This is a genomic window from Reticulibacter mediterranei, assembly GCF_016587455.1.
The window spans coordinates 8853091-8866427 of record NZ_BNJK01000001.1 but is presented as its reverse complement, the minus strand read 5'-3'; the positions used below and the strand labels follow the sequence as shown (position 1 = coordinate 8866427).

Sequence of the window (13337 nt, the reverse complement as noted above, 5' to 3'; positions counted from 1 at the left end):
TCTGAGCGATGCGGCTGAACATTCAGCAACCAGAACACGTGCCCAGCGCAAGGTTTGATCCATCTCTGCGCATACAAGCGCTGTCATTTGACCACTTGCGTGTGAACAGCCCCTTTTCCGCTTACGCTGAGAACGGGTAGAAAGGGCTGAGTGGGAGAAGAACATCAAGAGATGTGAGCGGTTGGCCCGATAACGAGTTCGTTCACATCCACATCATCTGGCTGCGCGATGGCATAAGCGATGGCACGAGCGATAGCAGACGCCGGAATGATCTGGCGACGATACACATTCACCACATAGTGTTTCGTTGCCTCGTCCGAAATGTTCTCGGCCAGTTCGGATTCCGTGACACCTGGGGAGACGAGTGTGACGCGAATATTTTGTTGCCCAACCTCCCGTCGCAATGCTTCGCTGATCGCTCTGACCGCATATTTGGTCGCGCTGTACACCGCAGTCGTTGGGCTTGCAGAATAGGCTGCGGTGGAAGCGATATTCACAAATTGACCGAACCCTTGCTCCGTCATGATGGGAAGCCCAGCGGCAATCCCATGCAGGACGCCGCGAATATTGACATCAATCATGTGGTTCCATTCATCGATCTTCAATGCCGCAAGGGGTGAGAGCGGCATCACACCGGCATTGTTCACGACGACATCAAGGCGTCCGAACTGGCTCAGTGCCAGCTGGATGATCTCCTGCACCTGTTCAAGCTCCGTCACATCGAGCCTGTGATACACAACCGATCCTCCCTCTGGAGGTGGTCCCACCTCTATGACCCCATAGCGCTCATTGACGCGCTGAAGCGCTTGTTGGTCAACAGGCTGTGACCGTAAGAGCGCAGAGGCTTCCTCAAAGTACTGACGCATTCTTCCTGCTGGCAACGCGAGGATGAGCAGCTGGCCATTTTCTGTGCCTACATTGCGGAAGGCATGGGCGATCCCACGAGGAACGAAGATCCAGGCTCCCTCCGAGGCTTTCGAGGTGGTACCTGCCACTTTGATCAGAAAGGTTCCTTTCACAATCCAGAAACACTCATCGAAGTGGGCATGCAGATGTTCTGGCGGTCCCGCCGCAGGTGGGACGACTTCAAACCAGGTGTCCACGACCCCATTGGTCGTCTCTCCCGTCGTTTTCCACACCTGATACCAGGTCTCAGAAAGAAACACTCGCTCTCCCTGCTCGAAAGCTCGAAGAATCGGATTCGTCACCTGCTCTGTCATCTGGTTTTTCCTTTCGCTCCCTTCTAGGGAGCAACCATCTGCTCAAAAATGTTCTCGGGCCTGGACACTACGCGATATGAAGAATAATGCGACCTCTCCCATGCCCACTCTGGCTCAGTTCCTGCGCTTTGGAGGCTTCGCGAAGGTCGAACGTGGCAGCAATGGAGGTGCGCAACTGACCCTCATCGATCAGGCGCGAGATGGCGGTGAGAAGCTGAGCCGTATCGCCCAATTGAGCGCTGAAGAACGCGGTCCGCACGCCCAGGGTCTGTGCTTGCCTCTCGTCGAGTTGTCCCGCGATGGTCAGCAGCGTCCCACCCGGTTTCAACGTGACCAGGGCACTCGCTGTTCCCTCCTCACCCACGGTATCGAGGACCAGATCCACCTGGTGAACCTCATCCTCTACACGAGTCTGGGTGTAGTCGATGACCGTATCTGCGCCAAGTGAACGCACAAAGGCGACATTGCTGGTCGAGGTGGTGGTGATCACCTGTGCGCCCTGCCGATGAGCCAACTGCACGGCAAAGAGGCCGACCCCACCGGAACCGCCCAGGACCAATACCCGTTGTCCGGCCTGGAGCTGTCCCTGATCAAAGAGCGCCTGCCAGGCAGTAACCGCGCCTATGGGAACCGTTGCCGCTTCATCAAAACTGAGCGCTGTCGGTTTGGGAGCCAGCGTCTGTGCAGGCACAAGACAATACTCTGCGTAGGTTCCTCCTGCCATGGTATGACCAAAGACGGCCTGACCAGGCTGAAGCGTCGTGACACCAGGACCAACGCGTTCAACCACCCCTGCCAGTTCGATGCCAGGCACATAGGGAAACCTGGAGGGCATGATGTCCTTTAACAAGCCCAAACGAATTTTCCAGTCGAGGGCATTGACGCCTGAGGCCTGGACACGGACCAACACCTCACCCTCTCCAGGCACGGGCTGCGAGATCTCTTCCAGGCGAAGCTGAGCAGCATCGCCATAGGCATGAACTTGTATGGCACGCATGATTGTCATAAGAATAGTCCTCTTTCATTTCAGGTACATAAAGCTGTTCCAATCATGGTTTATCATCGTCTGAAAGAACCGGCTTCTCCATTATTGTCTCTGTATTTCCATTCGCTTGAGCCGAGGAAACATCGCTCCTCGTCGGCGACAATAGACAGTATAATGCGGGTTTCACAAAAAAGCGTGATCATTTGGAGTCATTTTTGTTCAGGGAGGAGTATGACCCTTTGGGACTATTCGTGCTGGACGCTTCCACGATAAAGTCGGCATCGGTGTGTTTTTTCAAGTGAAATGTGGCTCTTCGGCAAATGAAGTGAGCCACATTTAGCTTACATGAAACATCGGTGCTTCAGTCGGCTTTGTGGGGAAGGAGATCAAGCTGTTGCGCGCGTGCGAGGGCCTGCGTGCGATTGCGTACCCCCAACTTGGCTAAGATGGCCTGGACGTGCCGCTTGACGGTGTTTGGCGCGATCACCAGGGCGTGCGCGATCTCCTGATTGGAGGCTCCTTGCGAAAGCAGTTCCAGAACCTCTTGTTCACGAGACGTGAGCGGATCAATGAGCACTTGCGGGTTCGCGGAAGAGGAAGGGCCGCTCTTCTCATGCATGCGCTTCTCTTCTTGCAGAAACGCTTCAAGCAAGCGATCCACATAGGGCCTGCGCTGCTGCTCCAGGCTGCGTTTGAGCAGAGGCACCAGCTCTTGACCTTCATCGAGAAAGTGACGCAGATAGCCTTCCGGTTCCCCGATCAAGAGGGCCTCTTCCAGCGCCTGCAACGCTTGCTGTTCTTGCTGCATCTGCTGAGAGGCCAGCGCCTCCAGCAGGCACATTTCTAACACCTGCTCCCGGCGCTCTGTCAAACGAGCCTGGGGCAGCCAGGGAGCAAGCAGATGGCGGGCCTCTTCGCTTTTCCGTTCGGCCAGCAGGACCCGCACTCCTGCGACCGCCTCTCGCTCCTGGGCAAACACCGAAGGGAGGGGCACCTGTTGTTGAGCGCGCATCCACCACTGCACGGCGACGTCCTGTTGGCCCACCGACAGCCAGAGCCGCACCTGCAGACCGGCGAGGCGCCAGGTCTGGGCATAGCGATTGTCACGGTAGAAAGGAAGAGTGAGCAAGCGCTGCAGGGCGTCTTCCGCTTCATCGAACTGCTGGCGCGCCAGGAAGATCTGCATCAGGACCACATAGGCTCGATCCACAATATGCCCTGCACCCGCTTGCTCCAGCAGGTGCAGGGCTTGTTGTGCCTGGTCAAACGCTGGTTCCAGCTGATTCTGTTCGTACAAGAGCACCGCCTGAGAGGCAGCCAGATATCCCCGTGCGAGCGGATGCTCCCAGGGTTCCAGGGCAAGGCGGGCGAGCTCCTGCTCAGCGTGCTTCACCTGTCCCAGCATGAGCAGATAGGACGCAGCGATACAGGACATACAGGATGCGATGACCAGCACCCCCGCTTGCTCATAGGCAGCCATGGCCTCCTGCAGGGCTTGCCATAACGCGCTGGCCTCGCCGCGAGCCAGCAATGCGTGCGCCTGAGCATTGTGCACAAGCGCACGAACATAGCTATTGTCATCGTCAAGCCATTGCTTTGCCTGTTCGGACAGCGCAATGCACTCCTGCACATTCCCATAGAATCCTTTGATCACGGCTCGGAAGGCGAGGGTTTCTGCGACGAGCTGCCCACGGGTGTTCCCCTCTGGCATCTTTTCGAGCGCGCTTGCTGTCCGGTCCAACCATCCCTCAGCGGTCCGAAAATCCCCCCAAATGTACCACAACCAGGCAGCAAACAGGCCGAGGCGAGGGTCCTGAGCAAACAGGTCAGCGGGGAATTGTTCGATCCACCGCTCCATCATGCGGATCTCGCCTGGTCGCCCTTGCAGGTCGCGGAGAAAGCGCCCAAACAGTGCGATGACGTGGTGCCAATCACGGCTGCGCACCGCATAGTGCATGGCCTCATACGGCAGCCCTTGCTGGGCATACCAGGCGCTGGCTGATCCATAGAGGGCCTCGATCTGCTCTTGCGACGTGGACTGCTGGAGGCGACGGCGCAAGGCTTCTGCAAATAAGTGATGATATCTGTACCAGGTTCCTTCCGCGTCCAATGCCACCACAAACAGGTGCAGACGTTCCAGCTGCTCCAGCATCTGTTGGCTCTGGCCCTCTTCCCACAGCGCATCACAGAGCGGCACACAGAACTGGTCCAGCAGGCTACTGAGCAGCAAAAACGTCTGGAGTTGTTCTGGTTGTTGCCTGAGCACTTCTTCGGTGAAATAGTCCAGAATGGAGCGCTGCGTACCAGAGGCACGGGTTAACACATCAGAGAGGCGGGCCTGACCCTGTAAGGAGAGGGCGATCAGTTGCAATCCGACCAACCAGCCCTCGGTGCGCTGTGTGATGGCTTCGACCTCGTCGTTGGTCAGTGCAAGTTCCATCACCTCCTGCAGAAAGGCGCTGGCTTCAGCAGGCGTGTATTGCAGGTGCTGCGCCCGCACTTCCAACAGCTGCCCACGAGCCCGCAGCCGATGCAGAGGCAATGGGGGGTCCACACGGGTCGCAAGATATAGGCAGAGCTGTGGAGGGAGCCGCTCGATCAGCGAGGTCAGACTTTGATGGATGGCAGGTGCCGTGATCAGGTGATAGTCATCAATGACCAGCACATAGCGAGCCTCTGGTGCTTCCAGCAGCCGATTGATCAGCAGGGAGAGCAGGTCCTGCACAGGAGGCATGTGTTGCGTCTGCAGCAGGGAGAGCAGAGGGGTCATCAGATCGGGAGCACAGCGGTGCAGGGCCAGGAACACGCACAGCCAGAACCGATGGACCTCATCATCAGAGGCATCCAACGAGACCCAGGTGCAGGACCTGTGAGCCCGCGTGGTCAAGACCCACTCAGACAAGAGACTGGTTTTGCCATAGCCAGCAGGAGCCGAGATCAGCGTCAAAGGACACCGAAGACCCAGAGTGAGCACCTCATGTAATCGCTGCCGATGAACGAGGGCATGCAAAGACGTTGGCGCGGCAAATTTGGTACCCGCGATGACAAAATCGAGAGACATACTGGTAGTGATGATTTCCTTCCTTCTCTTACGAGCCAGTCTACCAGGGATCATCTGCAAAAGCAAGAGGGACGCAGGATAATCGAGAATCACCATATTGTAAATTTGGGAACTCCGCGGGGTCTGGCACAAACTTGGTGATGCCCGCTTGCTTTCCGTGAGGTGAGAGTTCATACCTCCCCCTTTCGTTTTACAGGGCGTGGAGCACACGCTGACGGAGTAAAGGAAACGAGTGATCGAACAGGACCACCTCCAAAAGAGACTGTTCCCCGTCCACCAGGGTCAAAAGCGGCGATGGGGCAAGGTATCTGCTTCCTTCTTCCGATCGAAGAAGGAAGACTCTCGATCCAGTATGAGTTGACGCTCGCCCTGGGTGGCCGGAATTCCCGTTGCCTATGAAGATCCTGTTGATATCCTGTAGACTCATCAAGTAGCCAAGGAGAGAGAGGTATGAGCCAAGCAGAGACGCCGTCTTCTTCAATCGATGCTTCAGTGTATCAGTACGTGGTCGGTATTGATGTGAGCAGCCAAACGTGTAGTTATTGCGTGCTGAAGCCAAACAAGAGCCAAGTCATTAAGCCAGTGGAGTTTCCCAATACGCTGCCTGGATTCACCTTTCTGCAAGAGAGATTAGAAACGCTGGGTGTGAAGCCTGAGCAAATTCTCGTCGGACTTGAAGCGACTTCGCGAAACGCGAGAAAATCTCTATCGTTTTCTCAACCGGCAGGGCTATCACCTGTGTCTATTGCATCCACGGCAAACCCATCAATTTGCGCAACAACGGGGACTCCGAGCCAAAACGGACAAATTAGATGCGAATACCATTGCACGAGTGCTCCTGAGTGGAGAGGCTCGTCGGGGCTATGTTCCGACCGAACAGATTGCGACGTATCGCGAATTGGTGCGGCTGCATACCCAACTCAGCGATGACATCGCCCGAGACATCAATGAGATCCACGCCTTGCTCATCGTCCTCTTCCCCGAATTTACCCAGGTGTTCGCTGATCCCAGCCGCCCAACCGCACTGGGCCTGCTCAAGCGCTATCGAAGTCGCGCAAGCCATGGCCGCAGCAGGTCTCCAAGCGATTGTTGCCACTCTGCAAGAGTTGGCTCCTCGACACTTTGGGCAGAAAACCGCACAACGTTTGCTCCAGGTGGCCCAGCAATCCATCAGTAGTGGCGTGGCGACATCTGCTCGTGCTCGGAGCCTGAGCGTGCTCTGTGATCAGCTTGAACACACACAAGCGAATCTAGCGCAGTTAGAAGAAGAATTAGATCGTCTTCTGGATTCCGACGATGAGGCGAAAAAGCTACAGGGGGTCCCTGAATTCGGGCGCAAGATGGTCGCCGTTTTGAGAGCAGAGTTGGGAGACATCACGCGCTTTCAGCGAGCTGAAAAGGCTGGTGGCTTATGCAGGACTCGATCTCCAGGTCCGGCAGAGCGGCAAATGGAAAGGAGAAACGAAGCTTTCCAAAAGAGGGAGCGGTCGGCTCCGTCGGCTCCTGTATATGACTGCCGTGCGCTGCACTCGGCTTAGGGGTTCTGCCTTTGGTCAATACTACCATCGTCTGGTTGAGCGTGGGATGAAAAAAATGGAGGCATTGATAGCGGTCATGCGCAAGATTCTTCTGGTTGCGTATCACTTGTTACGAACTCAGGAGACGTATGACCCGACGAAGGTGTGCGCAGCGCCGGCGCTGCGCACACCTTCGTCGGGCAAATTGGTGACCAGCAGGGGTTGACAAATTCTATGGCTTCTCTTGGTGCATCCGGCTGGCAGGCTCATATAGGTATTTTTCCTCTCTGCCTTCTCGCGTGTCTACCGCTGATTCTCCTTGCACTGCTCACTTGACAGGCAATGGTACAGTTTTTCTCGAAAAACTGCCCCCTTGTCTGCTGGTGAGCGATGTGAGGCTGTCATGGATGCTACACGGCTCTTTCCCTCCCTGAAGGAATGCTTATTGAGGAGATTCAAGCGACAGAAACGAGCTTGAGTCTCACAGTAAGAGCCACCTACCCAACATCTTGTTGTCCCTTGTGTGGAGGAGTATCTTCCTCTATCCATAGTCATTATCGGCGCAGGCTCAGCGATGCCTCCTGTGTCGGACGCAAGGTTCAGCTTTGCCTGACCATTCGGCGATTCTATTGCCGCAATCGGCTCTGTGAACGCAAAGTGTTTACAGAGCGGTTTCCACGGTTCGCGAAACCGTGGGCACGCATGACCATCCGGCTGAGCGAGCACTTGCAGGCGGTGGGGTTGGCAACCAGTGGCCGAGGCGGGATCAGACTAGCCGTTCGCCTGGGTATGCAGACTGATCGCCAGACGCTTTTACGCCGAATCATGGCGTTGCCTGACCTCCCAGAGGAGTCAGTGCTCTATGTCGGGATAGATGATTTTGCGTTTCGGCGTGGGCAGCGCTTTGGGACAGTTCTAGTGAATCTCGAAACGCACCATATTGTAGACTTGCTTCCCGACCGCCAGGCCGTAACCGCTGCAGCCTGGATAAAGCCTCACCCTGAGATCATGGTGGTCAGTCGAGATCGTGGAGGAGAGTATGCCAAAGCTGCCGCGATGGCGGCCCCTCAAGCTACAGATGTGGCAGATCGCTTTCACATCCTCAAGAACTTGACCGAAGCGCTCCAGCTCCTTCTGGGGCGAAGCCTTGAGGAAATCAAGCTGGCCAGTCAAACGCCAGAGCCACATCAGGATACGTCGAGCAAAGCGGTGATCACCGTGGAAGAATGGCGTCCGAAGGAGCCTACTCACGTCCAAAGAGCCCGTTTGGCGCGGCGGTCCGGGCGCTATGCCCGTTATCAACAGATGGTGGAGTTGCGCGGAACTTGCGGATGAAACCGAAAGAAATTGCTCGACAACTGGGGATGGGAGAACGAACGATCCATCGCTGGCTCGCGTCTGCCTCTTTTCCAGAAGCGAGAAAGCGACGAAAGAGGGAGAGTCCTTTTGACCCATTCGCTTCGTATGTCCTTTCGCGCTGGGAAGCTGGGGAGAGAAACGGTCTGACCATCTTCCGAGAAATCAAGGAGCAAGGCTACACCGGATCAGCTCGCAGCGTCTATGGGCATCTGCCAACCCACAACGCATCCTGAAATACACGCCCAATGCTGCCGTCTGGCTTTTTGTGCGCGATCCCAAGGATCTGGATGAGGGAGAGCAAGAGGCTCTAGCAGCTTTTTGCCAAACCAGCACCCAACTCCGCTTGGCCTATGATCTTGTTCAGGATTTCTTTTCGATAGTTCGCAAACGAGAAGGACCACGATACTCTTTTATGCGGTCGTCGTAGGTTGCCATACGAGGGAGCAAACGGCGGTAGATCCGTGCCCATTCGCAGTCAAGCGTGGTTGCCCGCACAGCCATGAGATACAGCATCTGTTTTACTGAACGCACCCCTCCTTGAGCAAGCTTCGTCCGATCAAACGAGACACCTGTCTGCTCCCTTCTGGGTGCCCAGCCAAAGTACGATTTGAGTTCAGCCGCTTTCTCGAAATTGTTGATATGCCCTATCGTTGCAATGATGGTTGCAGCCTGCACCGGACCAATGGGGGGCATCGAGAGCAAAATCTGTCCTTCACGACAGGTCTTCACAATGTCAGCAATTTCCGCGTCGAGGCGTTCTAAGTGCTCCTGGACCAGACGCAATTCCTTGATCAACAACTCTTGCTCAACCTTCATACCGCGCAAGCGATCTACATTGGTAATACCGATAGTCTCCCTGGACAATTGCTGGAGGCGCAGCAGGTTGGTTTCGGATGGGAAATATTGCACCCGCGTTTCTCGGAGCGCTGAAAGACTGGCCGTGGCAATGTCGTGCGGAGTAGGGAACTTTTCTCGAAAGGCAAGAGCCACTGCCAGATTAGGATCGTGAAAAATTTGGGTAAACTCAGGAAAGAGTTCATCACAAATAGCGGTCAACTTGTTTCTCAGTTGGGTACGCTGATGCGAGAGGGCGTCTCGATGTTGCATAAAACCTCGCAATTGCATGGCTGCCTGCGTTGGAGGCACAGTCCGTCGAACCAACTGCAGTTTCTCTTCAACTTGAGCCCCCAGTTCCAATTGGGTGTAGAGCCTGTTGGCGAGGTTAAGAGCATCGCGCTTATCTGTCTTCGTCATGCCTTTGGGGCGCTCTTGAACATGGATGCGGTAGACGGTAATATCCAACTCCAGAAGATACTGCTCAAGATTTTTGTGATAATGCCCCGTGTGCTCAATCAGTACCGTGGCCTGTTCAAGAGGCACGTATTCTCGGATGCGGTCTACCAAGGCACGAAAGCCTTCGCGTGACTGCTCAAAGGCAAAAGCTGGACATCCCTCGAAACGCTCATGCCGCTGGAGCAAGGTTCGTGAAAGAAAGCCTGCCACATGCCGGAATTTGCCCACATCGACCCCAATGTAGAGCGTTTCATGAGGAAGCATCGGAATAAGTGCCAGGTCTGGACGTGCTTTCTTCGTTCCTGCCATCTGAAGAACCCTCCCACACGCAACTGGGAAACGTCACTACGTTGTGAGTGCTGGGTGAGAGAGACCGGGAGCTGTGAATGTGCCTTACCCAGTTACACACAAAAGGTCTGCACTGGCGTCCTCATAGGTTCATGAAGGATCGTAACACATTCCCCACTTATCTCAAAAGAGTCGATCTCCATAGCGCTTGCCGGGTTCTTCAACTCCTGCCCTCAGAGTAGCTAGCCCTAAGTGTCTCCCTCAATAAGCAGGTTACCCAATTTCTTAGCAAATAGCAAGGCTGTTGTGTGTACCGCTTGATAGTTGCTCGTGAAACGGCAAACGTCTCTGCGACCTCGCCTTGGCTGGCTCCTGCGTCGATAGCTCGCAGAAATCGTTGCCGCAAATCTTGGGAATAGGCTTTCATGCCCGTCGTCTATCATAGACGACGGGCATGAAAGCCTTGGAGGAGATAGCTTCTCAAGGGGTAAGTCTGATGGAGTTGATCGGAGTGAGGTTAACCACTTCATAATCAGGGGAGGAATACCTACCCGCACTGTTATTGCCGTTCCAGTCAGTGCACAACCAGACCCAAGCGCGAGACGTCTGGTTGTTGAAGATGTAGTGAGTACCGACTTGATTATGAAGTTGGTAAACGCCATAGCGGTAGTACTTCAGGGAGGGGCGATCACCGTTCCAGCCTTTGTCCTGCGGGTAGATGCAGAAGTACCCCACTGGACATCCATGATTGAATCCAGGTGCAGGAGTAATCAGGGAAGCACTAGCCACCTTATCGGAAGACAGAGCTGCCCGCGCAGGAGAAACAGGAAAAAAGAAGTAGCTTGCTGCCAGGCTGAGAAGGCAAATAGTCATAAAGGTCGGGACGACAACCTTCAATGCTGAACGCACGCGCTGAATATGAGCATTCACGAACTATATCCTTTCTTAAAAAGAAGAGAGCATCACTCATTTCATTTACTTGTGTATTCCATAATTTATGGGAATACATTCATATGATGGGCCGTTCTGTATCATTCAGTACTCTTTGTATACACAAAAAAAGTATATCTGGATGAAACGAGCGAACAACAATGAAAAGATCACAAAGCTTCTCTATCTCATTACTGTATTTATTCCGTTTCTCTACCATTTTAGAGCAGATAGGGAACGAAAGCCAGGACAGTGTCGGACATTTCTGTGACATTTGCCTCTGGCTCAATTTTTGTGAACACCGTTGTAGCGCTACTTTGTTGACTTGGGATTTTCCCTTGTTTTAAACCGATCAATTCGTGACGATTTGTGCTCACATTGCTCAGGATATCTACCCGAAATCAGGCCCAATTTCCCGAGTCAACAAAGTAGCGGTAGAACACACCGACCTCTCACAGGCACATCTAGAACACGCCAATCTCTCCTGGGCGCACTTATCTGGTGCCAACCTCGCTGGAACACAGTTGACCGGTGCCGACCTCTTCAGGGCGAAGTTAAGCAATGCCAACCTCTCAAGGGTACAGTTAGATGGAGCCAGCCTCTCAGAGACGCAGTTAAGCAATGCCAACCTCTCACAAGCACAATTATCCGATACCAATCTCTCTGGGGCCAAATTGGAAGGGGTTCAGCTCAGCGAGGCCATCCTCATCAATGACCAGCACGTTGGCCCTTGTCTCGTCGATGTGTCCTGGGCCGGAACGGTAGTGTTGCAAAAAATTATAAGCTCATCAAAATGACTCATGTAAGAGAAGTAAAAGAAAAGTATTTACAATAAAATGAGTGCTTCTTTTACTTCTTTTACCAGTAAATATTTTTTGTATACAGTTTATTTTGATGAGCTTATAATTTTTTGCAACACTACCTGTGAAACTCCATAGGAACCTGTTGCTGAGCACTATTTCTGCGGGAGAACTATTATATCAGGTACTCGACAACACTCTGATCTTGAGTATGTAATACCGAGACAGGCCGTGGCAAGGATGATCAAAGCTGTCTTGGTGATTACCCACGTTCCCAGTTCTGACACATCCTTACAAACGTCGTTTCGCAGCTTTTACCACCTAACTCCAATTGTAGTAGTAGACAAGCAGAGTACCAGCTAACAGGGAATTTCTGCTGTTAGCCGGTACTCTGTTCCATTTCAAGTCTGCAAGCGACCTGGAAAGTACTGTCATCAGTGGGAAGAGAAAAATCTGTTGTTCCCATCTCTTGTTGATTCGTACAATTATAGTTAGGGCACCAATAGAGAGTAACGGTGCCATCTGCATATGAAGTATCGAGAAAAGCAGTCGTTGATACTGTCTGAGATCCCGGCGTCATCTCTTTCGTATCCAGTGTCTGGCTATCAATTATTTCACCGGCAGTGAAGAACTGTACCTTGATATCTCCTTGCGTATTGCTAGGCTGATAATCGAAACCGATTTCAATGACGCTCTTTGAGAGAACAGGAGTGATCGTGTGAAGATTTGTGATCGAAGGTGGGTTTGTCAACGCTCTTGTCAACGCCCCGAAAAGTGGGGGTCCAAGAGCAAGAGCTATAATGCCGCCGACTACTATCCAGAAACCAATCAAATTCCTTCTGCGTCTTTGTCGCTGCCATTCCCCAGGCTCTGACACCTGACGGTACCTCTCTTCTCTCCTCTGTGTTGCTGCTCTTCTCTCCGCTTCTCCTTCCTCACTCTGCTGCTTCTTCCAATCATCCAGCTTCTTTTGTGCATCTCGCACGCGCTTGGCTTCGGCCTCTCTCTGACGTTTTTCATGTTTCTCATTGGCGGGACACCAGTTGAGGGCATCACAATGTGGGCAGAGTGGATAAAGGTCATAAGGAAAGTAGAGGATGCCAATTCTGGTGCAGTCTCGCTGGCTTGCAAAAAGGGCATGGCAGTGGATGCAGTACATGAGAAGATACTCGATCTGCTCTGAGAGATGGCCGCGTACCATTCCATCCTGCATCAGAGTATCGACTTTGTCGGTGCTAAGATGATACGTAGTGTTTCCCAGGACAACATGGGCAGCCTGCCCTTTCGTGAAGTGGAGAATGATATAGACTGGATCGCGCGTAGGTCTGGGCGACACGTTGCGGGCGGCTCCTGTTGGTTGCCTGAATGATGGCTCTTTGTCGCTCCCTGCACCTATCGATTTCTGCTTATGGCGCCTGTATAATCTATCGTAATCTTCTCGCTTTTGAGGATCTTTTAGCACATCATATGCCTGTCTGATTTTGATAAATTGGGTGCTAGCATCCTGGCTTTTGTTCCGATCAGGGTGGAATTTCAAGGCCCCAGCACGAAATGCCTTTGTGATATCTTCAGAGCTGGCGTCGAGTGAAACGTGTAGAAGAGCATAGTAATCAACAAATGATTCCATTCATATATCTCCAGATGAGGTGTCAAGTCGCTTATTATGAAGAGAGAATATCCGTTCTCGTCAGTTCTAGAAAAACTCTCTTCCCTATCCGGGAGTATCTAGAACATATGATTTTGCCAGACCATATCTTTGTAAGAAGAGTAACATGTCTATTTCTGCTCATCAATGAAGGTACACTCAACGTAGATAGCAGACCCCGAACGAGAGCGCTTCGCCTAACAGTTTCACCCGCTTGCGGGGTAAGCAAGATAAAGTGA

Annotated in this window: 11 protein-coding genes and 2 pseudogenes; 6 read left to right on the top strand and 7 right to left on the bottom strand. The window is 53.2% G+C overall.

The genetic code is table 11. The annotated features are described in order from the left end of the window. Positions 1-164 precede the first annotated feature (164 nt). The 3 genes from K3T83_RS37970 to K3T83_RS37960 form a co-directional block, all read right to left on the bottom strand. On the bottom strand, positions 165-1220 hold the full coding sequence (locus K3T83_RS37970) for an SDR family NAD(P)-dependent oxidoreductase (RefSeq protein ID WP_220208092.1): 1056 nt from the start codon (positions 1218-1220) through the stop codon (positions 165-167). 67 nt (positions 1221-1287) lie between these two features. Then, entirely contained in the window at positions 1288-2226 is a 939-nt protein-coding gene (locus K3T83_RS37965; RefSeq protein ID WP_220208091.1) for an NADP-dependent oxidoreductase, read from the bottom strand. A 340-nt stretch (positions 2227-2566) separates the two neighbouring features. Beyond that, positions 2567-5440 (bottom strand): winged helix-turn-helix domain-containing protein, encoded by a 2874-nt coding sequence (locus K3T83_RS37960; protein WP_220208090.1) that lies wholly within the window; start codon positions 5438-5440, stop codon positions 2567-2569. A 276-nt stretch (positions 5441-5716) separates the two neighbouring features. On the opposite strand from K3T83_RS37960, the pseudogene K3T83_RS56625 reads away from it, so the two are divergent. The 5 genes and pseudogenes from K3T83_RS56625 to K3T83_RS37945 form a co-directional block, all read left to right on the top strand. After that, positions 5717-5947, top strand: a pseudogene (locus K3T83_RS56625) (IS110 family RNA-guided transposase); the annotation flags it as partial. Beyond that, the gene (locus tag K3T83_RS56620) at positions 5940-6443 is read left to right on the top strand and encodes an IS110 family transposase (RefSeq protein ID WP_308441703.1); all 504 of its coding nucleotides are present in this window, start codon (positions 5940-5942) and stop codon (positions 6441-6443) included. The pseudogene K3T83_RS56625 and the gene K3T83_RS56620, both read left to right, overlap by 8 nt. 203 nt (positions 6444-6646) lie before the next feature. After that, positions 6647-7009: pseudogene (locus K3T83_RS56615) on the top strand (transposase); the annotation flags it as partial. 248 nt (positions 7010-7257) lie between these two features. Next, a complete protein-coding gene (locus K3T83_RS37950) occupies positions 7258-8118 on the top strand; it encodes an ISL3 family transposase (protein ID WP_220208089.1) in 861 nt (286 codons plus the stop codon). Next, positions 8115-8375, top strand: a complete 261-nt coding sequence (locus tag K3T83_RS37945) for a helix-turn-helix domain-containing protein (RefSeq protein WP_220208088.1) — start codon at positions 8115-8117, stop codon at positions 8373-8375. The genes K3T83_RS37950 and K3T83_RS37945 overlap by 4 nt, the downstream gene beginning before the upstream one ends. A gap of 127 nt (positions 8376-8502) precedes the next feature. Here the strand turns inward: K3T83_RS37945 and K3T83_RS37940 are convergent, their stop codons facing one another. From K3T83_RS37940 to K3T83_RS37930, 3 genes are all read right to left on the bottom strand, one after another. Further along, entirely contained in the window at positions 8503-9744 is a 1242-nt protein-coding gene (locus K3T83_RS37940; RefSeq protein ID WP_220208087.1) for an IS110 family RNA-guided transposase, read from the bottom strand. 199 nt (positions 9745-9943) lie between these two features. Continuing rightward, on the bottom strand, positions 9944-10150 hold the full coding sequence (locus K3T83_RS58155; RefSeq protein WP_220208086.1) for an IS630 transposase-related protein: 207 nt from the start codon (positions 10148-10150) through the stop codon (positions 9944-9946). A 53-nt stretch (positions 10151-10203) separates the two neighbouring features. Beyond that, positions 10204-10653, bottom strand: coding sequence for a hypothetical protein (locus tag K3T83_RS37930; protein WP_220208085.1), 450 nt, complete (start codon positions 10651-10653; stop codon positions 10204-10206). A 359-nt stretch (positions 10654-11012) separates the two neighbouring features. Here K3T83_RS37930 and K3T83_RS37925 point away from each other — a divergent pair, with 359 nt between their 5' ends. Next, positions 11013-11450 carry a pentapeptide repeat-containing protein gene (locus K3T83_RS37925; protein ID WP_220208084.1) on the top strand — a complete coding sequence of 146 codons (438 nt, stop codon included), beginning with the start codon at positions 11013-11015 and terminating at the stop codon, positions 11448-11450. 382 nt (positions 11451-11832) lie between these two features. On the opposite strand, the gene K3T83_RS37920 is transcribed toward K3T83_RS37925, so the two are convergent. Next, the gene (locus tag K3T83_RS37920; protein WP_220208083.1) at positions 11833-13080 is read right to left on the bottom strand and encodes a DnaJ domain-containing protein; all 1248 of its coding nucleotides are present in this window, start codon (positions 13078-13080) and stop codon (positions 11833-11835) included. Positions 13081-13337: the final 257 nt, after the last annotated feature.